This window comes from Streptomyces sp. NPDC044063, assembly GCF_056434285.1.
The window spans coordinates 1-20,231 of the sequence record NZ_JBWKFM010000049.1 but is presented as its reverse complement, the minus strand read 5'-3'; the positions used below and the strand labels follow the sequence as shown (position 1 = coordinate 20,231).

Sequence of the window (20,231 nt, the reverse complement as noted above, 5' to 3'; positions counted from 1 at the left end):
CGGCCTCAGCCCCGGCCCCGTCCGTCGTGTCGGCCCCGGGCGTGGTGCCGGCCTCGGGCTCAGCCCCGGGCGTGGCGCTGCCGACCCCGGCCCCGCCTGTCGTGCCGGCCCCGGCCTCAGCCCCGGCCCCGTCCGTCGTGTCGGCCCCGGGCGTGGTGCCGGCCTCGGGCTCAGCCCCGGGCGTGGCGCTGCCGACCCCGGCCCCGTCCGTCGTGCCGGCCCCGGCGGAGTCCCCCTCCGCCGCTCCGCCCCAACCGCCGGCCTCCGGGTTGAGCACCTCCACCACGTGGCCCTCCACCCGGGCCCGTACGCCCACGCCCGCCGTCGCCATGAAGTCCGTCGCGGGCGGCAGGGGGTCGGAGAGCCGCTCCCGCGCGTCGGAGACGATCGCGCGGCCCACCGGGTGTTCCGAGCCGGCCTCCGCCGCCGCCGCGAGGCGCAGCGCCTCCGCGTCGCCCGCTGTCTCCGTGACCGTCATCGAGCCGGTCGTCAGGGTGCCGGTCTTGTCGAGGACGACGGTGTCCACGCGGCGCAGGCCCTCCAGGGCCTGCGGGCCGCTGACCAGGATGCCCAGGCCCGCGCCGCGGCCGGTGGCGGCCAGCAGGGCGGTCGGGGTGGCCAGGCCCAGCGCGCACGGGCAGGCGACCACGAGCACCGCGACCGCCGCGGTGATCGCCGCCTGCGGGGCCGCGCCCGCGCCCAGCCAGAAGCCGAGGACGGTGACGGCCACGGTCAGCACGGCCGGTACGAAGACGCCCGCGACCGCGTCCGCGACACGCTGCACCCGGGCCTTGCCCGCCTGTGCCTCCTCCACCAGCCGGGCGATCCGGGCGAGCCGGGTGTCCGCGCCGACCGCCGCGGCCCGGACCTCCAGCAGGCCGCCGGAGTTCACCGCGCCGCCGACGACGGCCGAGCCCGGCCCGGCCTCCACCGGTGCGCTCTCGCCCGTCACCAGCGACAGGTCCAGCGCCGAGCTGCCCGCGACGACGACGCCGTCGGTGGCGACCCGTTCGCCGGGCCGGACGACGAAGACGTCGCCGACCCGCAGCCGTTCGATCGGTACGCGGCGCTCGGTGCCGTCGCCGTCCCGCAGGACCACGTCCTTGGCGGCGAGCGCGGCGAGCGCCCGCAGCGCCGAGCCGGTGCCGCGGCGGGCCCGCGCTTCGAGCAGCCGGCCCGTCAGGACGAACAGCGGCACGCCGACGACGGCCTCCAGGTACACGTCCGCCGTGTCGCCCATCGCCGAGGGCACCAGCGTGAACGGCATCGTCATGCCCGGCTCCCCGGCGCCGCCGAGGAAGAGCGCGTACGCCGACCAGAGGTACGAGGCCAGGACGCCGAGGGAGACGAGGGTGTCCATGGTGGCGGCCGCGTGCTTCAGACCGCGCAGCGCCCGCTGGTGGAACGGCCACGAGCCCCACACGGCCACCGGCGAGGCCAGGGCGAAGCACAGCCACTGCCAGTTGCGGAACTGCAGGGCGGGCACCATCGACAGCACCAGGACGGGCACCGCCAGCGTGGCGGTGACGGCCAGCCGGGTGAGCGCCGGCGCGTCGGGCCTGCCGTTCTCCTCCTCCGCCGGGGCGTCGGGCGCCGGGGGCTCGGGCGGTGCGGCGGTGAAGCCCGCGCCCTCGATCACGGCCACCAGGTCGGCGACGGTCACGGACGGCGGGTGGCTGACCCGGGCCCGTCCGGTGGCGAGGTTGACGGTGGCGCTCACCCCGTCCAGCCGGCCGACCTTCTTCTCGATGCGGGCCACGCAGGCCGCGCAGGTCATCCCGCCGACGATCAGCTCCGTCGTCAGGAGGGCGGGGTCCGTCGTCGCGGGCGTCGTGCTCGTCGTGGTCATCAGTGCCTCATCCCCGGCATGCCCGGCATCCCCGGCATGCCGTCCCCGTCCCCACCGGAACCGGCGCCCGGTCCGGAGCCGCCGTCACCGCCGGTGCGGTGCATGCCGGGCGACACGGGGCCGGCCGCCGAGCCCACCGCGTAGGACACGCCGAAGACGGCGGCCAGCAGCAGCACGAAACCGGTGAGGGTGGCGTACGGACGGAGAGGGGGGCGTGGTCGACGTGCGGTCATCGCCGCATCGTGACACGCCGCGAGCCGCCCGGGGTCGCGCTCGCCTCCTCCCCGGCGCGTGAGGATTATCCCTTTCGCACCCGGGAACCAGCGGGCCCCCGCACCCGACTACCCAGAGATCGCGGCACCGTTCCGCACGGCCCTTCCACCGTTCCGCACGGCCGTGCGAACAGCCGGGAACTGGCCCCACGTCCCGTACGACTTCCTGGGGGTCCACGACTTCGCGAGGAGAGCCCCACCGTGTCGCTGCCCGACCCCGTCCCCCTGTACGGCCCCGAGTACAAGCGCGACCCGTACCCGCTGTACGAGCGGATGCGTGCCGCCGGCCCCGTCCACCGGGTGCTGTTCCCCAGTGGGGTGACGGCCTGGCTGGTCACCGGGCACGCCGCCGCGCAGCGGACGCTGGCGGACCCCCGGCTGGGCAAGAACCACGCGCTCGGCAACGATCGCTGGCGCGAACGCGCCTCGATCATGCCCGAGCCCCAGCACTCGCAGTTGCAGGTGCACCTGCTGCACCAGGACGCGCCGAAGCACACCGCGATGCGCCGTCTGATCACCGACGCGTTCGCGCCGCGCCGGGTCGAGGAGCTGCGGCCGCGCTTCCAGGAGATGGCCGACGCCCTCGTCGACGAGATGCTCGGTGACGCGTCGCCCGGTGACACGCCGCCCGGTGACGCCGGCACGGCCGACCTCGTGCGGTGCTTCGCCGCCCGCTTCCCCTTCCAGGTCCTCGCCGGGACCATCGGGCTGCCGCCGTACCTGGCCGCGCGCTTCCGCCGCGAGTGGGGCGGCGTCGTGGCGCCGGTCGGCCCCACCGATCCCGGCCGCCCGGCCTACGAGGCGCTGCTGCGCGGGCTGCAGGACTACATCGCCGAGGTCGTCGCCGACCGGCGCGAGCACCCCGGGGACGGTCTCCTCAGCCGTCTGGTCGCCGCCCGCGACGAGGGGGAGCTGAGCCAGGAGGAGCTGGACTCCATGATCTTCCAGCTGCTGGTGGCCGGTCAGGAGCCCGTCACCAACCAGATCACCACCGCCCTGGTGTCCCTCTTCCGCCACCCCGAGGCACTGGAACGCCTGCGCGCCGAACCGGAGCTGATGCCGGCCGCCGTCGAGGAACTCATGCGCCTGGACAGCGCCTTCGAGCTGACCACCTGGCGGTTCCTGGCCGAGGACGCCGATCTGCACGGCACCCGCGTCCCCGCCGGCGACTCCGTGATCGTCTCGCTCTGTGCCGCCAACCGCGACCCCGAGCGCTTCCCCGACCCGGACACCCTCGACCTGGACCGGGCCCAGGGACCGCACCTGGCCTTCGGGCATGGCGTCCACTTCTGCCCGGGCGCCGCCCTGGCGCGCGTCGAGCTCCAGGTCGCCCTCGGCACCCTCCTCGCCCGACTGCCGGGCCTGCGGCCGGCCGTCGGCGAGGACGAGCTGCGCTGGATCCCCGCCGTCCTCGGCCGTGGCACGGCCGAACTCCCCGTCGCCTTCGACCGGCCCGTGTGCCCCCGTACCCGTGGATGACCGCCGCATGACCCACAGCACCCTGACCGCGCCCCCCGTCCCGGCTCCTCCCGTCCCGGCTCACGCCGGAACCGGCGTCGAGGCCCGCGTCCTCGAACTGCTCCTGCCGTACCAGCGCACCACCGGGGAGCCCGTGCGCGACCCGGCCGCCCACCCGGAACAGCTGGGCCAGATACGCCGGTTCACCGCGGTGGGCGAGCCGGTCCTCTTCACCCTCCCCGGCTTCCCCTGCAAGTCGCCGAACCCGGCCAAGGTCCTCGGGCACCTGCCCGACGAGGGCGAACGGCTCTCGCTGGCCTTCCTCGACCGGCTGTGCGCCCGCATCGGGGAGATATACGCGCCGGGCGCGCGCATGATCATCTGCTCCGACGGCCACATCTTCGGCGACCTCATCGACGTCCCCGACGCCCACATCGACGCCTACGGCGACGCGCTGCGCGCCCTGATCCGCGATCAGGGCCTGCGCCACCTGGACACCTTCGACCTCCGGCAGGTCCACGGCGAGGCGGACTACGACACCAAGCGCGCCCTGGTCACCGAGGCCTACGCGCCCTCCCTGGAGTCCCTGCGCGCGACGGTCCGCACCGACGACGAGACCGCGCGCCTCTACCGGGGCATCACCCGCTTCCTCGTCGAGGACACGGCGGAGTTCACCGGCACCCGCTCGGCCCTCCAGCGCGCGTGCCGCGAGCGGGCCTACGGGGTCATCGCCCGCAGCCGGGCCTGGGGCGACCTGATCGCCGACTGCCACCCCCGGTCGGTGCGGCTGTCCATCCACCCCCAGCCGACGGGGGCCGCGAAGTTCGGCATCCGGCTGCTGGAGACGGCCGACGCGTGGGCCACGCCCTGGCACACCGCCGTGCTGCGCGGACCCGGGGGAGCGGCCCGGCTGATGCGCCGCGCGGACGCCGAGAGGCTGGGCCGCCTCGTCCTGCGCGACGGGCGGCCCAGCCACTACGAGAGCGCGGAGGCGGCGGCGCTCAGCTGACCGCCGCCACCTCCACGGAGGCCGGCGCCCGGTGGTCGAAGGCGATCAGCGGGTCGCCGGTCAGCGGATGCTCGACGACCGCGGCCCGTACCCCGAAGACCTCGGCCAGCAGCGCGGGGGTGAGCACCTCGCGCGGCGTGCCCGAGGCCACCACCGCCCCGCCGTGCAGTACGTGCAGCCGGTCGCAGACGGAGGCGGCCGCGTTGAGGTCGTGCAGCGCGAGCAGGGTCGTACGGCGCTGCTCGCGCAGCAGGGCCAGCAGCTCCACCTGGTGCCGGACGTCCAGGTGGTTCGTCGGCTCGTCGAGCACCAGCACCTTCGGGTCCTGGGCCAGCGCCCGCGCCAGCAGCACCCGCTGCCGTTCCCCGCCCGACAGCGCGGAGAAGCGGCGCCGGGCCGCGTGCGCCATGCCCACCCGCGCCAGCGCGCCGGCGGCCGTGTCCCGGTCCGCCGCGTCGTCGCCCGCGAAGGCCCGCTTGTAGGGCGTGCGGCCCATGGCGACGACCTCGCGGACGGACAGCTCGAAGTCGGTGCCGCGCTCCTGGGGGAGCGCCGCGACCTGGCGCGCGGACTCGACGGGCGTCAGCCGGCGGATGTCCGTACCGCCGACGAGCACCCGGCCGGCGTGCGGGGCCAGATGCCGGTAGACGGTACGCAGCACGGTGGACTTGCCGCTGCCGTTGGGCCCCACGAGCCCGGCGATCTCGCCGTCCTCGGCGAGCAGGTCGACCCCGGAGACCACCGTCCGCCCGGACAGCCTCACCTCGAGTCCTTCGATGGCGATCCTCACGGCCGCTCCAGACGTCGGTCCAGCAGGTACAGCAGCGCGGGGGCGCCGATCAGCGAGGTGACCACGCCCACCGGCAGCTCCTGGTCGGGCAGCGCGGTGCGTGCCACCAGGTCGACGACCGTCAGCAGGACGGCACCGAAGAGCGCGGACACCGGCAGCAGCCGGCGGTGGTCGCCGCCCACGAGCATGCGGCAGGCGTGCGGCACCATCAGCCCCACGAAGCCGATGGCCCCGGACACGGAGACCAGGACGCCGGTCAGCAGGCTGGTGACCACGAACAGTTCGCGGCGCAGCCGGGTGACGTCCACGCCCAGCCCGGCGGCGGTCTCGTCGCCCATCAGCATGGCGTTGAGCGGCCGTGCCCGGGCCAGCAGGACGGCCGTGGCCAGGACGGTCGCCGCGGCCGGCAGGGCGAGGGTGGACCACTGGGCGCCGCCCAGGGAGCCCATCAGCCAGAACAGCGCGCCGTGCGTCTGCTGCTCGTCCCCCGTCTGGAGCACCAGGTAGTGGGTGAAGCCGGACAGGAACTGCCCGATGCCCACCCCGGCCAGCACCAGCCGCAGCGGCCGGAAGCCGCCCCCGCGCCGGGCGAACGTCCACACCAGGGTGAACGACGCCAGCGCCCCGACGAAGGCCGCCGAGGACAGGCCGAGCCCCAGCGCCCCGCCGGCGCCGGCGCCCAGCACGATCGCCGAGACGGCGCCCAGCGACGCCCCGCTGGAGATGCCCAGCAGATAGGGGTCGGCCAGCGGGTTGCGGACCAGGGCCTGGACGGCGGTGCCGACCAGGCCCAGTCCGGCGCCCACCACGGCCGCCAGCAGGGCGCGCGGCACCCGCAGCCGCCACACGATCAGGTCCTGGGTGCCGGGCGCGGGGTCCTGGCCGGTGACGCCGCGCGCCACGGCCGACCACACCTCGTCGAGCGGCACCGAGGTGGAGCCCAGGCACACCGACGCGGTCAGGGCGGCCAGCAGGGCGATGCCCAGCGCGGCGCCGGCCCAGCCGGCGCCCACCGCGCGTACCCCCCGCTCCCGCTCCTCCTCCGCCTCGCCGGCGGTGGTGAGCGCCGTCATCTACTTCACCCGGTCCGGGTGCAGCGTGTGCGCGATCTCCCGTACGGTGTCCGCGCTGCGCACTCCGCCGATCGTGGTCGCCTCGGAGCGGATGCGCAGGAAGCGGCCCTCCTGGACGGCCTTGAGGTCCTTGGTGGCGGGGAAGGACTTCAGGAACTCGGCGGCCTCGTCGAAGGCCTTGGCGTTGGCCTCCTCGCTGCCGCGGTTGCGGACGGCCAGCTGGATGAAGTCCGGGTTCTTCGCGACGACGTCCTCCCAGCCGACGGGCTTGAAGTCGCCGTCGCAGTCGGCGAAGACGTTGCGGCCGCCGGCCTGGGTGATCACGGCGTTGGCGACCTGGCGGTTGCACACGGCCATCGGCTGCTTGGTGCCGGCGTCGAAGTCGAAGAGGAAGTAGGTCGGCCGCTTGTCCTCGGGCACGTCCTTGAGCGCCTCCCGCACCTCGCCGGTCTTCCGGCGCATGCCGGTGACGAGCTCGCCGGCCCGCTTCGAGGTGCCGGTCACCTTGCCGAGCTCCTCGATGTCGGCCTCGATGCCGGACAGGTCGGTGCGGGGGGACTTGTTCATCGCGGCGCAGGCGGACGACTTCAGGAAGACGTGCCGGATGCCGGCGGCCTTGAACTCCTCCGCCGTGGGGGCGTCGCCCATCTTGCCCATGTTCTTCATGGACGAGAAGGAGTCGAGGTACAGGTCGGCGCCGGAGCCCAGCAGCTTCTCCTTGGGGATTACGGTCCGCCCCAGCACCGGCACCTTGGCGCCGGCCTCCGCGTAGGCGCCGGGCAGGGCGCCCTTGCCGGGCGGGAAGCCCGTCCCGGCGACCTTGTCGCCCGCGCCCAGCCACAGCAGCAGCTCCAGGCCGGCGGCGTTGCTGGTGACGATCCGCTTCGGCGGCGCGTCGAACGTCGTCCTGGCGCCCATGCAGTCGGAGACGCTCACCGGGAAGCCGGCCGCGCCGGCCGCCGTCGCTCCCGCGTCGTCGGCCTTCTTCCCCTCACCGCCGCCACAGGCGGTCACGGAAAGGGCCACAGCGGTCAGCACACCGCACCACGCACGAGGGCGCATCAGTCAACACTCCAGGATCGGACGTCATCGCGTTCACGGGGGGCCGCCGGGCGGCCCCGGATCAGATAGTCGGACGGCGCGTCGGCCGAGTTCCCGCGTGTCGCGAAGTGGAGTGGGGAAAAGGGCACGGAAGGACGCATACGCTGCCCGCCATGACCGAGCAGCTCGCGGAGATGCCCGCCGACTGGCGGCGGGCCCTGGCCATCGTCGCCCACCCCGACGACCTCGAGTACGGCGCGTCGGCGGCCGTCGCCACCTGGACCGCCGAGGGCCGTGAGTGCTCCTACCTGCTGGCCTCCTTCGGCGAGGCGGGCATCGACGGGATCGGACCGGAGGAGGCCGCGCCGCTGCGCGAGCGCGAGCAGCGGGCCTCGGCGGCCGCCGTGGGGGTCACCGCCGTGGAGTTCCTCGGTCACCTCGACGGTGTCATCGAGTACGGCGTCCAGCTGCGCCGTGAGTTCGCCGCCGCCATCCGCCGGCACCGCCCGGAGCTGGTGCTCCTCCTCAACCACCACGACACCTGGTCCTGGGGCGGCGCGGTCTCCTGGAACACGCCGGACCACCGGGCCGTGGGCCGTGCGGCGCTGGACGCCGTCGCCGACGCGGGCAACCGCTGGATCTTCCCCGACCTCGTCGAGGACGGGCTGCCGCCGTGGAAGGGCGTGCGCTACGTGGCCGTCGCGGGCTCGCCCCGGCCCACCCACGCGGTCGACGCCCGGCCCGGGTTCGAGCGGGCGGTCGCGTCCCTCCTGTGCCACAGCACCTACATCCGGTCGCTGACCGAGGAGGACCCGGAGCACTACTGCCGGAACTTCCTCGGAACCAGCACGGCGGCCGTCGCCGAACGGTTCGGGGGCCGCCCGGGCGTGGCCTTCGAGCTGCTCGTCAACGGCTGAGGCGACGCCACGACCGACACCACGGTCGACGCCACGACCGACGCCATGGCCGGGCTCACGCGCCGACCGTCCGGCGCGCCGCCGGGGCGCGTTCCATCACCAGCACGGCCACGTCGTCCTGGAGCCTGCCGCCGGTGTGCGCGGCCAGGTCGGCCCGCAGCCGGTCCAGGAGCTCGGGGGTGGGCAGGCCGGCCCAGGTGCCCAGCCGTTCGGCCAGCGGGTAGAAGCCGCCGTCCGCGCCCCGCGCCTCGGTCACCCCGTCGGTGCAGGCCAGCACCCGGCAGTCGGCGGGCAGCGCGACCCGCCGGGCCGGGCGGGGCGCGGCGGCCAGCTCGCCCAGCCCCAGCGGCAGCCCCGGCTCGGGCGGTTCCAGTTCCCGTACGCCGCCGTCCGCCCCGATCATGAACGGCGCGGGGTGGCCGCAGTCGACGACGAGCACCGCGGCGTCCCCCGGGGTGGCGGCCCGCGCCTCCTCGTCCGGGTCGGCGCCGTCCGGATCCGCCCCGATGACCAGCGCCGTCACGAACTCCTCGGTGGCGTGCGGGTCCCGCGCGCTCGACTGGTACTCGCGCGACCGGTGGTAGCGGGACAGCCCCTGCTCCATCGCCACCACCCCGCCGTCCAGGCCGCGCCGGTGGTACGCCGCCTCCCGGAACGCCGTCAGCACCGCGGCCCCCGCCCCCAGCGTGCCGAGCCCCTTGCCCCGTACGTCGCCGATCAGCACCCGGGTGCCGTACGGGGTGTCGAGCACCTCGTAGATGTCGCCGCCCACCAGCGCCTCCCGCTGGGAGGAGACGTAGAAGCCGTCCACGACCATGCCGCGGGTGCGCAGCGGCAGCGGCCGCAGCAGGGCCCGCTGCGCGGCCTCGCCGGTGTCCCGCACCCGTTCCAGCAGTTCCTCCGTCTCCCGGCGCAGCCGGGCCACGGCGATGCTCACACCGACCATGAGGGCGTTGCCCACGACGGAGCCGGCGCGGTTGACCAGGGGCGCGTCGCCGGGCAGGACGCCGTGGTGGGCCGCCATCAGGCAGAAGTCGAGGACGCCGATGAAGACGGTCTGCCGGTAGGTGCACAGGGCGGCGGCGGAGACGGGCGCGAGGGCGGCGTACATGTCCAGCCGCAGGTTCGAGGGCGTCACCAGGTCGACGACCACGATGATCAGGAGATAGGCCAGGAGCAGGACGAAGGGCCATCTGCCGGACAGCGACAGCGTGCGCGACACCGCGGCGGGACCTCCGGGCCGGGTCGGATGACGGGACGAGGGGACCTCGTAGACGTTTCCAGACTTTCGCGGCGAATGCGTGGCGGCCGCCGCCGTGTCGCGGCGGTCCGTCCGGTGGTTTCCGGACACCCGTGCTGACGCCGGGGCTTGACGCCCCGGCGCCGGCTGCCGCCGGGCGCGCGCCGTCAGAGCTTGCGGTACGTCCGGGCGTCGGCGGTCGCCGCGAGGACGGCGTCGAGGTCGCCGCCGGCCGACGCCGTGACCACCGCCGCCACGGCCCCTTCCACGAACGGCGCGTCCGCGATGCGCGTGTTCCCGAGCTCCTTGTTGTCCAGCAGCGTCCGGACGGTGAGCACGGCGCTGCCCATGTCGCACAGCGCGACCACGCCGGCGCCCCGGTCGGCCTCCGCCACCGCCCGGCGGACCAGCCCGGCGTCGGTGCCGATGCCCCCGTCGGGCCGTCCGCCCGCCGGTACGGCCGGGGCCGGGTCGCCCGTGCCGACCAGGGCCCTGGCGAGGGCCGCGGTGGACTCGGCGACCTCGCGGCTGTGCGAGACGAGGACGACGCCGACCCGCCGGGGCGCCCGCTCGGCCGGGTCGGCCGCCGGGGCCTCCGCCGTGTCCACCGACTCCGCCGGATCCGGCGCGGCCGCGCACAGCGCCGGGTCCGTGGCCTCGTACAGCGCGGTGATCAGCAGGGCGGAGGAGGCGGCGCCGGGGTCCTCGTGGCCGATGCTGCGGTCGCCGAGGTAGCTCGCCCGCCCGCGCCGGGCCCGCAGCGGGACCGTGGCGTCGGCGCCCGCCCGGGCCGCGTGCGCGGCGGCGTCGAGCGCGGCGGCCACGTCCCCGTGCCCGAGGGCCTCGGCGTAGGCGTCGGCGGCCGGCTGGAGCGCGTCGACCATGGTCTTGTCGCCGGGCGCGGAGTCGCCGAGCCGCCGGACGCTCGCCACGGCCGCGGCCAGCGCCCGGCCCAGCACGGCGGGTTCGACGACGGGCTCCTCGCCCAGGATCTTCCCCATGCGGCGCAGGACCGTGCCGTAGAGCGGTCCCGAGGCGCCGCCGACGGTGTTGGTGAGGTGCGTGCCGACGGCGGTCAGCAGGGCGCCCGGGGTGGCGGGCGGTTCGGCGGCGACGGCGTCGGCGGCGGAGGTGAAGCCGCGCTTGAGGTTGGCGCCGTGGTCGGCGTCGCCGATGGCGGCGTCGAGCTCGGTCAGGTGCGGGGCGGCACCGATGATCACGCGGGTCGCGCGGTCGAGGAAGCGCTGGAAGAAGGCCAGGTCGAGCGTGACGGTCATGGGCGGCGGCTCCTTGTGCGGCTCGGGTCCGTTCAGGGTAGTTCGGCCGCCCATGACCGCGGATCAGTCGATCGCCTTGATGAGCTCGCCGTTCGCGGTGTCGCCGCTGAGCTCCCAGAAGAACGTCCCGCCGAGGTTCTGCCGGTTCTTGTAGGCCATCTTCCCGGCGACGGTGGCGGGCGTGTCGTAACTCCACCAGTCGTTGCCGCACTTGGCCCAGGCGGTGCCGCCCACCGTGCCGTTGGCCGGGCAGGTGGTCCTCAGCACCTTGTAGTCCTCGAAGCCGGCCTCGTAGCGGCCCTTGGCGGGGCCGGTGGCCGTGCCGCCGGGGGCCGCCTGGGTGACGCCGGTCCAGCCGCGGCCGTAGAAGCCCAGGCCCAGGAGCAGTTTGGAGGACGGGATGCCCAGGGACTTGAGCCTGGTGATGGTGGAGTCGGTGTCGAAGCCCGCCTTGGGTATGCCGGTGTAGGCGGTGAGCGGGGAGTGCGGGGCGGTGGGGCCCTTGGCCTCCCAGGCGCCGAAGTAGTCGTACGTCATGGGGTTGTACCAGTCGACGTAGCGTGCGGCGCCCGCGTAGTCGACGGCGTCGATCTTGCCGCCGGCGGAGGCGTCGGCGGTGATGGCGGCCGTGACGAGGTTCTTGGAGCCGAAGCGGGAGCGCAGCGCGGCCATCAGGTCGCGGAAGGCGGTGCGTCCGCTGGTGTCGCAGGTCAGGCCGCAGGCGTTGGGGTACTCCCAGTCGATGTCGATACCGTCGAACACATCGGCCCAGCGCGGGTCCTCGACGAGGTTGTGACAGGACTCGGCGAACGCGGCCGGGTTCTTCGCCGCCTCGCCGAAGCCGCCGGACCAGGTCCAGCCGCCGAAGGACCAGACGACCTTCAGGCCCGGGTGCGCCTTCTTGAGCTTGCGCAGCTGGTTGAAGTTGCCGCGCAGGGCGCCGGCGTCCCAGGTGTCGGCCTTGCCGTCGACGCTGCCGGCGGCGTCGTAGGCCTTGTCGTAGTCGGCGTAGGCGTCGCCGATCGCGCACTTGCCGCCGGTGACGTTGCCGAAGGCGTAGTTGATGTGCGTGAGCTTCGCCGCCGAGCCGGAGGTCTCGATGTTCTTCACGTGGTAGTCGCGCTCGTAGACGCCCCAGTTGGTGAAGTAGCCGACGACGCGGTGGCCGGCGGCCGTCTCGTCCGTGCTGTCGTCCGCGGTGGCCGGGCTCGCCACGAGGCTGCTCGCGAGGAGGGCGGCGCCGGCGGCGGCAGCGGTGAGCAGGGTGCGGGGGTGGTGTCCGTGCGTTCTGGGCATGGGGGTCTCCTCGGTGGGGTGGGGAGAGCTCGCTTGACATGGACGCGTTGAACGGTGGGGAAACCGTAGAAGGACTAGACCAATACGGTCAATGGTTCGGACCAAATGCCACTCGAATTCAAGATCGAAGAACCCGTGACACCACGCCCTCCACCGGGCATACTCCAACCGTCACAACCGCAGGTCACCGCATTCCGCGACCCGGCAGGGGACCTTCGGCTGGGCATCGACCGGCGCGGTCGCCGACACCCTTGGCGTCCGTCGCCGCAGCGCCCGACAGGGAGGAGAGCCGCCGTCATGACCGATCACGGCCCGCAGCCGGTGGAGCGTCAGCTGCCCACCGAGGAGGCCCGCGACCTGATCTCGCTCGTACGGGATCTGGTCCAGCGGGAGATCGCCCCGCACGCGGCCGAGGAGGAGGACGCCGGGAGCTTCCCCCGCGACCTCTTCCGCCTGCTCTCCGCCTCGGGACTGCTGGCACTGCCCTACGCCGAGGAGTTCGGCGGCGGGGACCAGCCCTACGAGGTCTACCTCCAGGTCCTGGAGGAGCTCGCCGCGGCCCGGCTCACGGTGGGCCTGGGCGTCAGCGTGCACACCCTCGCCTGCCACGCCCTCGCCGGCTACGGCACCAAGGAGCAGCGCGCCGAACACCTGCCCGCCATGCTCGGCGGCGGACTCCTGGGCGCCTACTGCCTGTCCGAGCCCTCCTCGGGCTCCGACGCGGCCTCCCTGCGCACCCGCGCCACGCGCTCGGGCGACACCTGGACCCTGGAGGGCACCAAGGCGTGGATCACCCACGGCGGGGTCGCCGACTTCTACACCGTCCTCGCCCGCACCGGCGGTGAGGGGGCGCACGGCATCACCGCCTTCCTCGTGCCCGGTGACGCGCCCGGCCTCACGGCCGCGCCGCCGGAGCGGAAGATGGGCATGAAGGGATCGCCCACGGCCCAGCTGCACTTCGACGGCGTGCGGGTGCCGGACTCCCGCCGGATCGGCGAGGAGGGGCAGGGCTTCACCATCGCGCTCTCCGCCCTCGACTCCGGGCGGCTGGGCATCGCCGCGTGCGCGATCGGCGTCGCCCAGGCCGCGCTGGACCAGGCGCGCGCGTTCGTCGCCGAGCGGCGGCAGTTCGGCCGCCCGATCGGCGACTTCCAGGGCCTGCGCTTCATGGTCGCGGACATGGCCACCCAGATCGAGGCCGGCCGCGCCCTCTACCTGGCCGCCGCCCGGCTGCGCGACGCGGGCAGGCCGTTCTCCCGCGAGGCGGCCATGGCCAAGCTGTTCTGCACCGACGCCGCGATGCGCGTCACCACCGACGCCGTGCAGCTGATGGGCGGCTACGGCTACACCGCGGACTTCCCCGCCGAGCGCTACATGCGCGAGGCCAAGGTCCTCCAGATCGTCGAGGGCACCAACCAGATCCAGCGGATGGTCGTCGCCCGGCACCTCCTGGGCCCCGAGTCCCGCTGACCCGCGCCCACGCGCCCGGCCCGGCGGCCGGCGGCACCCCGCGCGGGGGCCGTCCCGCCGGGCCGGTGCGCGTACGGGGCCGGGAGGCGCGGCTCTCAGGAGGCGCGGCGCATCTCCGGGACGCGGCGCGGGCGCGAGCCCGGACCGCCGACGTGGGAGAAGGGCTGCGTCCGCCAGTCGAGGCTCTCCGGCAGCGTGAGCAGCAGGGCCGCGTCCAGCTCCTGGGAGTCCAGGGACTCGTCGGCCGGGGTGGCGTCCTCCACGCCGCGTCCGGACCCCGGGCAGACCGTGAGACCGAACGGATTCCACGGAGACGGGCACAGCGCGTGCTCCGGCAGGACGTCCTCGTCGGCGAGCAGCCCGATGGGCCGCGCGCAGTCCGGGCACGTCACCCGGAACATCTCATAGGTGTCGGCGTCGTACAGGCCGCCTTCGCCGTCGTTCTCCAGGCGTTCCAGGCTGGGCATAGTCTTTCTCCCCCTCGGATGGGCCGGCCAGGCCTCCCGGCCTCGGCCACAGCAAGCACTTCCCTATTGGAGAGCCTGGTAATCGCGGCGCCCGGGAGGACACGGGTGCACGCCTGTGGCATTTGTCACAGGGGTTGTGCGCCTGCGGTACCGCCGACTGTGCCGGGCGCGCCATGACCCAGTAGGTTGATCCGCGTGGAGGAGTTGGACAGAGAGATCGTGGAACTGCTCGTCAAGGACGGGCGGATGAGCTATACCGACCTGGGCAAGGCCACTGGCCTGTCCACCTCGGCGGTGCACCAGCGGGTGCGCCGGCTCGAACAACGCGGCGTCATCCGCGGATACGCGGCGGTGGTCGACCCCGAGGCCGTCGGGCTGCCCCTGACCGCGTTCATCTCGGTGAAGCCGTTCGACCCGAGCGCGCCGGACGACATCGCGGACCGGCTCGCCGAGATCCCCGAGATCGAGGCGTGCCACAGCGTGGCGGGCGACGAGAACTACATCCTCAAGGTGCGCGTGGCCACGCCGCTGGAGCTGGAGCACCTGCTGGCGCGGATCCGCTCGCTGGCCGGGGTGTCCACCCGGACGACGATCGTCCTCTCGACGCCGTACGAGGCACGGCCACCGCGGGTGGGCTGACGCCACGCGGGCCGGGGGCCCGCCCCCGGTTTAGGCGAGGGGCGGGGCGGGGGAGAGACTGACCCTCATGAGCGAGCCCACCACCGTGCTGCTGCGCAACGGCACCGTCTACAGTCCCGCCGACCCCTTCGCCACCGCGATGATCGTGGAGGGCGACAGCGTCTCCTGGGTCGGCTCCGAAGGCGCCGCCGACTCCTTCGCCGACGGCGTCGACGAGGTCGTCGACCTGCGCGGGGCGCTCGTCACCCCCGCGTTCACCGACGCCCATGTGCACACCACCGCCACCGGCCTCGCCCTGACCGGCCTCGACCTCACCGGCGTGGCCACGCTCGCCGGCGCGCTGGAGCGGGTGCGGGCGCACGCCGCGACCCGGCCGCACGACCGGGTGCTGCTCGGGCACGGCTGGGACGCCAGCGCCTGGCCCGGGCGCCGGCCCCCGTCCCGCCGGGAGCTCGACGAGGCCACCGGCGGCCGCCCGCTCTACCTCACCCGCGCCGACGTCCACTCGGCCGTGGTCACCACGGCGCTGCTCGACCTCGTGCCGGGCGTCCGCGACCTGCCGGGGTACGCCCCCGACGCGCCCCTGACCGGCGCCGCCCACCACGCCGTGCGCGCCGCCGCGCACGACGCCCTCACCCCCGCCCAGCGCACCGAGGCGCAGCGGGCGGCGCTGGCCCGCGCGGCCTCCCTGGGCATCGGCTCGGTCCACGAGTGCGCCGGGCCCGAGATCTCCGGCGAGGACGACCTCACCGGGCTGCTGCGGCTGGCCGCCGAGGAGCCCGGCCCCCGGGTCACCGGCTACTGGGCCGAGGCGATCACCTCCGCCGCGGAGGCCGACCGGATCCGCGGGCTCGGCGCGATCGGCGCGGCGGGCGACCTCTTCGCCGACGGCTCCCTCGGCTCGCACACCGCCTGCCTCCACGAGCCCTACGCCGACGCGCCGGGCGCCACCGGCACCGCCCACCTCGACGCCGCGGCCGTCGCCGCCCATGTCGCCGCCTGCACCGAGGCGGGCATCCAGGCCGGCTTCCACGCCATCGGCGACGCCGCCCTGTCCACCGTCGTCGAGGGCGTACGGGCCGCCGCCGACCGGCTCGGCCTCGCCCGGGTGCGGGCCGCGCGGCACCGTGTCGAGCACGCGGAGATGCTCTCGCCCGAGCTGATCGCCGCGTTCGCCGAGTTCGCGCTGACCGCCTCGGTCCAGCCCGCCTTCGACGCCGCGTGGGGCGGCGAGGAGGGTATGTACGCCGAGCGCCTGGGCCGCGAGCGGGCGCGGGGCCTCAACCCGTACGCCGCCCTGCTGCGGGCGGGCGTGCCGCTCGCCCTGGGCTCCGACAGCCCCGTCACCCCCCTCGACCCCTGGGGCACCGTCCGGGCCGCCGCCTTCCACCGCACGCCGGAGCACCGGGTCTCGGTGCGCGCCGCGTTCACCGCCCACACCCGGGGCGGCTGGCGCGCGATCGGCCGCGACGACGCGGGCGTGCTGGTGCCGGGCGCGCCCGCCGACTACGCGGTGTGGGAGACCGGCGACCTGGTGGTGCAGGTGCCCGACGACCGGGTCGCCAACTGGTCCACCGACCCCCGCTCGGGTACGCCCGGCCTGCCCGATCTCACCCCCGGCACCCCGCTGCCGGTCTGCCTGCGCACCGTCGTCGGCGGGCGCACGGTCCACGCGCGCCCGAACGAGTGACGCGGCGGGACGTGATACCGCCGAACGATGCCCCCGGGCCGGTCGCGGCACGCCGTGGCGCCCCGTACTGACCTGCTGATTCGGCGGAGGCGCGCAGGTCGCGGGGGTGTTGACACGGTCCGGGCGGCGGCCGGTAGGTTCTCCGCTGTCCACCACAGGACGTCCGGCCGGGGAACCCCCACGCAGTCGTCGCACGCCGCTGGGCCATGGGACGGGGCGCCGGGAAGGCGCGCCGCCACTGGGAGCCAGGTCCAGCGCACGAGGGGCGGGGGCGGGTTTCCGGCAGGCCGGCAGGTGTGACCCGGGTGGGGCCCGGACGTTCAGTAGACAACGGCTCTCGGGCGATGCGCAGCCAGCGGATCCCAGGCCGGCCCGAAGGACGCCGGGCCCCCATTCCGCTTTCCCGGCGGCCCCCCTCCGGTACACCCGGCGGGCCGCGGGCCGCCCGGAGCGAGGTACGGTCAGCTCAGTCCCCTCACGCTCCAGGAAGGCCGCCGACCGTGCCCTCGGGCCCCGAAACCACCCCAGAGACCGCCGCGCCCCCCGCGGCGGCCGGCGCGCCCCGCGAGTCCGCCTCGCCCGCCCGTCCCGGCCGGCTCACGCGCCTGGCCCGGCTCGCCCGCCGGGAGGCGCCCCGCAGCGCCCTGGCCGCCGCCGGCGGCGTGGCGCTGGCGGCCGCCTTCCCGCCGTACGGCGTGTGGCCGCTGTCCGTCCTGGCCGTCGCGGCGCTGGCGCTGCTGACCCGCGGGCGCACGGCCCGCCAGGGCGCCTGGACGGGGTTCGTCTTCGCGCTGCCCTTCTTCTTCGTCCTGCTGCGCTGGCTGCGGGTGGTCGGCTACGACGCGGTGGTGGGCCTGTCGATAGCCGAGGCGCTGTTCGTGGCCCTGCTCGGGGCCGGGCTCGCGAAGACCTCGCGGCTGCCCGCGTGGCCGGTGTGGGGCGCCTGCCTGTGGATCGCCCAGGAGTGGGCGCGGGACCGGCTGCCGTTCGGGGGTTTCCCGTGGGGACGGCTGGCCTTCGCCAACACCGGCTCGCCCTTCACCCCGCTCGCCGCCCTCGGCGGCGCCCCGCTGGTGAGCTTCGCCGTGGCCCTGGCGGGCGGTCTGCTGGCGTACGCGGCGGTCGCCGCGTACCGGCTGCGCTCCGCCGGCCCGCGCACGGTGCGCGCGGCGCTGCCCGCCGTGGAGGCGGCGGCCCTCGCGCTGGCGGTGGGCCTGGCGGGGTACGCCGTGCCGGTGCCGACGGCGGCGGACGACACCGTGGACATCGCGATCGTCCAGGGCAACGTGCAGAACCCGGGCATGAACTTCCTCGGCCGCCCGATGATGATCCTCGACAACCACGTCGACGCGACGCTCCAGCTGGCCCGGGACATCAAGGCCGGCAAGACGCGCCGGCCGGACCTGGTGATCTGGCCCGAGAACTCCTCCGACCTGGACCCCTTCCAGTACCCCGAGGCCCGTGACCGGATCGAGGAGGCGGTGAAGGCCGTCGGCGTGCCGGTCCTGGTGGGCGCCCTGATCGACCACCCGGGCAAGCCGGGCTACATCGACAACAAGGGCATCGTCTGGGACCCGCGCACCGGCCCCGGCGCCTCCTACGCCAAGCAGCACCCGGTGCCGTTCGGCGAGTACGTGCCCTTCAGGGCCCAGCTGAGCAAGGTCATCACCCGGCTCCAGCGCGTCCCCCGCGACTTCTACCCCGGCGACCGCACCGGCGTGCTCACGCTCGGCCCGGCCCGGCTGGGCGACGTCATCTGCTTCGAGGTCGCCTACGACGAGATCGTCCGCGAGACCGTCACGGCCGGCGCCCGGCTCCTGGTCGTCCAGACGAACAACGCCACCTACGGCCGCACCGGCCAGCCCGAGCAGCAGCTGGCGATGTCCCGGCTGCGGGCGGTGGAGCACGGCCGGGCCGTGGTGACCGCCGCCACGAGCGGCATCAGCGCCGTCGTGTCGCCGGACGGCCGGGTGCTCCAGCGGAGCGAGGAGTTCACCCGCGACGTCATCACCGCGCGGGTGCCGCTGAGGGACGGGACGACGCTCGCCGACCGCGTGGGTGCGGGCCCCGAATGGGCGCTCGCTATCGTGGGGCTTCTGTCCTGCGGCGCCGCGGTCCTGACCGGCCGTCGGGTCCGGCCGGAGGGAACCGAAGAGACGATGGACAAGAAGGGCCAGCTGTGAACGACGGTGGTCAGCGGAGATACGGTCCGCTCGGCACGACCTTGGTGATCATTCCGACCTACAACGAGGCGGAGAACATCAAGCCCATCGTCGGCCGGGTGCGGGAGGCGGTGCCGGAGGCGCACGTCCTGGTCGCCGACGACAACAGCCCCGACGGCACCGGCAAGCTCGCGGACGAGGTGGCCGCCGACGACGACCACGTCAAGGTGCTGCACCGCAAGGGCAAGGAGGGGCTGGGCGCCGCCTATCTGGCGGGCTTCCGCTGGGGTCTGGACAACGGCTACGGCGTGCTGGTGGAGATGGACGCCGACGGCTCCCACCAGCCCGAGGAGCTGCCCCGGCTGCTGACCGCGCTCAAGGGCGCCGACCTGGTGCTCGGCTCGCGCTGGGTGCCCGGCGGCCGGGTGGTGAACTGGCCGAAGTCGCGCGAGATCCTCTCCCGCGGCGGCTCCACGTACTCCCGCCTGATGCTCGACGTGCCGATCCGCGACGTCACCGGCGGCTTCCGGGCCTTCCGCAAGGAGACCCTGGAGGGGCTGGGCATGGAGGAGGTCGCCTCCCAGGGCTACTGCTTCCAGGTCGACCTGGCCTGGCGCGCGGTGAAGGCCGGCTTCCATGTGGTGGAGGTGCCCATCACCTTCGTCGAGCGCGAGCTGGGCGACAGCAAGATGAGCCGCGACATCGTCGCCGAGGCCCTCTGGCGCGTCACCTCCTGGGGCGTGGGCTCCCGGGCCGCCAAGGTCCTGGGCAAGGACCAGCGGGACCCGCGGCCGTAAGGCCCCGATAAGTCCGCACCGCCCGTTCCGCCGCCGTCCGGGCACACTTGAGGCATGACGTTCGGAGCGCAGCAGCAGACGGTGAACAGCGGGCCGCCGAAGCGGGGCAAGGCCCGCAGGATCGTTCCTCTGGTGGTGGCGGTCTGGGTGGTGCTGGAGGTCTGGCTGCTGACCCTGGTGGCCGGCGCGGCGGGCGGGCTGACGGTCTTCCTCCTGCTGGTCGCGGGCGTGGTCGCCGGCTCGTACGTGATCAAGCGGGCCGGCCGCCGGGCCTGGCAGCGGCTCACCGCCGGCCTCCAGGCACCGGGCGACTCCTCGGAGCCGGCGGAGGGCGGCGGGAACGCCCTGACCATGCTGGGCGGCCTGCTGCTGATGGTGCCGGGCCTGCTCTCCGACGTGGCCGGGCTGCTGTGTCTCTTCCCGCCCACCCGGACGCCGCTGCGCCGCACGGCGGGGCGGTGGCTGCGGGGGCCGGGCGCCGGCCCCCTGGGCGACGCCTTCCAGCAGGCCGAGCGGGCCCGGACGTCCTTCGGCGACGGCAAGGTGGTCCAGGGCGAGGTGATCCGCGAGGACGCGCCGCCCGCGCCCCGGCACGACGACCCGCAGCTGCCGCGCTGACGCTTCCCGCACGTCACGCACGTCGGCCGGGGTACTTCCCACACGACACTTCCCACACGACGGACAAGGGCCCGGGGGGGGGGGGGGGGGGGGGGGGGGGGGGGGGGGGGGGGGGGGGGGGGGGGGGGGGGGGGGGGGGGGGGGGGGGGGGGGGGGGGGGGGGGGG

The 20,231-nt window shown here is 75.1% G+C and carries 18 protein-coding genes and 1 pseudogene; 9 read left to right on the top strand and 10 right to left on the bottom strand.

The window, feature by feature from the left end:
• Both AC07BS_RS33860 and AC07BS_RS33855 read right to left on the bottom strand, forming a co-directional pair.
• Nucleotides 1–1,849 (bottom strand): heavy metal translocating P-type ATPase (locus AC07BS_RS33860; protein WP_478935434.1); only part of this gene is annotated, 1,849 nt, incomplete at its 3' end.
• Nucleotides 1,849–2,082: a hypothetical protein gene (locus AC07BS_RS33855; RefSeq protein ID WP_478644342.1), complete on the bottom strand. Its 234-nt coding sequence runs from the start codon at nucleotides 2,080–2,082 to the stop codon at nucleotides 1,849–1,851. The genes AC07BS_RS33860 and AC07BS_RS33855, both read right to left, overlap by 1 nt.
• Nucleotides 2,083–2,322: 240 nt before the next feature.
• On the opposite strand from AC07BS_RS33855, the gene AC07BS_RS33850 reads away from it, so the two are divergent.
• Together AC07BS_RS33850 and AC07BS_RS33845 are read left to right on the top strand one after the other, a co-directional pair.
• On the top strand, nucleotides 2,323–3,600 hold the full coding sequence (locus AC07BS_RS33850; RefSeq protein ID WP_478935433.1) for a cytochrome P450 family protein: 1,278 nt from the start codon (nucleotides 2,323–2,325) through the stop codon (nucleotides 3,598–3,600).
• Nucleotides 3,601–3,607: 7 nt separating this feature from the next.
• Nucleotides 3,608–4,588, top strand: a complete 981-nt coding sequence (locus tag AC07BS_RS33845; protein ID WP_478644336.1) for an L-tyrosine/L-tryptophan isonitrile synthase family protein — start codon at nucleotides 3,608–3,610, stop codon at nucleotides 4,586–4,588.
• Here the strand turns inward: AC07BS_RS33845 and AC07BS_RS33840 are convergent.
• The 3 genes from AC07BS_RS33840 to AC07BS_RS33830 are packed head-to-tail and all read right to left on the bottom strand — an operon-like array spanning nucleotide 4,581 to nucleotide 7,513.
• Nucleotides 4,581–5,378: an ABC transporter ATP-binding protein gene (locus AC07BS_RS33840; RefSeq protein ID WP_478935432.1), complete on the bottom strand. Its 798-nt coding sequence runs from the start codon at nucleotides 5,376–5,378 to the stop codon at nucleotides 4,581–4,583. The genes AC07BS_RS33845 and AC07BS_RS33840 overlap by 8 nt on opposite strands.
• Nucleotides 5,375–6,451, bottom strand: coding sequence for a FecCD family ABC transporter permease (locus tag AC07BS_RS33835; protein WP_478935431.1), 1,077 nt, complete (start codon nucleotides 6,449–6,451; stop codon nucleotides 5,375–5,377). The genes AC07BS_RS33840 and AC07BS_RS33835 overlap by 4 nt, the downstream gene beginning before the upstream one ends.
• Complete coding sequence (locus AC07BS_RS33830) at nucleotides 6,452–7,513, bottom strand: ABC transporter substrate-binding protein (RefSeq protein ID WP_478644328.1); 1,062 nt, start codon at nucleotides 7,511–7,513, stop codon at nucleotides 6,452–6,454. It abuts the gene before it with no gap.
• Nucleotides 7,514–7,665: 152 nt separating this feature from the next.
• Here AC07BS_RS33830 and AC07BS_RS33825 point away from each other — a divergent pair, with 152 nt between their 5' ends.
• The gene (locus AC07BS_RS33825) at nucleotides 7,666–8,409 is read left to right on the top strand and encodes a PIG-L deacetylase family protein (protein ID WP_478644325.1); all 744 of its coding nucleotides are present in this window, start codon (nucleotides 7,666–7,668) and stop codon (nucleotides 8,407–8,409) included.
• 55 nt (nucleotides 8,410–8,464) lie between these two features.
• On the opposite strand, the gene AC07BS_RS33820 is transcribed toward AC07BS_RS33825, so the two are convergent.
• From AC07BS_RS33820 to AC07BS_RS33805, 4 genes and pseudogenes are all read right to left on the bottom strand, one after another.
• Nucleotides 8,465–9,631, bottom strand: a complete 1,167-nt coding sequence (locus AC07BS_RS33820; protein ID WP_478935430.1) for a PP2C family protein-serine/threonine phosphatase — start codon at nucleotides 9,629–9,631, stop codon at nucleotides 8,465–8,467.
• Nucleotides 9,632–9,816: 185 nt separating this feature from the next.
• Nucleotides 9,817–10,257, bottom strand: a complete 441-nt coding sequence (locus AC07BS_RS33815) for a PTS-dependent dihydroxyacetone kinase phosphotransferase subunit DhaM (protein ID WP_478935446.1) — start codon at nucleotides 10,255–10,257, stop codon at nucleotides 9,817–9,819.
• Nucleotides 10,258–10,290: 33 nt separating this feature from the next.
• Nucleotides 10,291–10,926: pseudogene (gene dhaL / locus AC07BS_RS33810) on the bottom strand (dihydroxyacetone kinase subunit DhaL); the annotation flags it as partial.
• Nucleotides 10,927–10,989: 63 nt separating this feature from the next.
• Nucleotides 10,990–12,222, bottom strand: a complete 1,233-nt coding sequence (locus tag AC07BS_RS33805) for a glycoside hydrolase family 18 protein (protein ID WP_478644319.1) — start codon at nucleotides 12,220–12,222, stop codon at nucleotides 10,990–10,992.
• A gap of 297 nt (nucleotides 12,223–12,519) precedes the next feature.
• Here AC07BS_RS33805 and AC07BS_RS33800 point away from each other — a divergent pair, with 297 nt between their 5' ends.
• Nucleotides 12,520–13,692 carry an acyl-CoA dehydrogenase family protein gene (locus AC07BS_RS33800; RefSeq protein ID WP_478935429.1) on the top strand — a complete coding sequence of 391 codons (1,173 nt, stop codon included), beginning with the start codon at nucleotides 12,520–12,522 and terminating at the stop codon, nucleotides 13,690–13,692.
• Nucleotides 13,693–13,787: 95 nt separating this feature from the next.
• Here AC07BS_RS33800 and AC07BS_RS33795 read toward each other — a convergent pair whose 3' ends face one another.
• Entirely contained in the window at nucleotides 13,788–14,159 is a 372-nt protein-coding gene (locus AC07BS_RS33795; RefSeq protein ID WP_478644313.1) for a hypothetical protein, read from the bottom strand.
• A 195-nt stretch (nucleotides 14,160–14,354) separates the two neighbouring features.
• Between AC07BS_RS33795 and AC07BS_RS33790 the strand changes: the two genes are divergently transcribed.
• The 5 genes from AC07BS_RS33790 to fxsA all read left to right on the top strand — a co-directional run bounded on the left by AC07BS_RS33790 (nucleotide 14,355) and on the right by fxsA (nucleotide 20,065).
• Nucleotides 14,355–14,798, top strand: a complete 444-nt coding sequence (locus AC07BS_RS33790) for an Lrp/AsnC family transcriptional regulator (RefSeq protein ID WP_030365423.1) — start codon at nucleotides 14,355–14,357, stop codon at nucleotides 14,796–14,798.
• A 67-nt stretch (nucleotides 14,799–14,865) separates the two neighbouring features.
• Nucleotides 14,866–16,488, top strand: a complete 1,623-nt coding sequence (locus tag AC07BS_RS33785; protein WP_478935428.1) for an amidohydrolase — start codon at nucleotides 14,866–14,868, stop codon at nucleotides 16,486–16,488.
• Nucleotides 16,489–16,988: 500 nt separating this feature from the next.
• Entirely contained in the window at nucleotides 16,989–18,671 is a 1,683-nt protein-coding gene (lnt, locus tag AC07BS_RS33780) for an apolipoprotein N-acyltransferase (protein ID WP_478935427.1), read from the top strand.
• Nucleotides 18,668–19,447: a polyprenol monophosphomannose synthase gene (locus AC07BS_RS33775; protein ID WP_478935426.1), complete on the top strand. Its 780-nt coding sequence runs from the start codon at nucleotides 18,668–18,670 to the stop codon at nucleotides 19,445–19,447. The genes lnt and AC07BS_RS33775 overlap by 4 nt, the downstream gene beginning before the upstream one ends.
• A 54-nt stretch (nucleotides 19,448–19,501) precedes the next feature.
• Complete coding sequence (gene fxsA, locus AC07BS_RS33770) at nucleotides 19,502–20,065, top strand: FxsA family membrane protein (protein WP_478644301.1); 564 nt, start codon at nucleotides 19,502–19,504, stop codon at nucleotides 20,063–20,065.
• The last annotated feature ends 166 nt before the right edge of the window (nucleotides 20,066–20,231 follow it).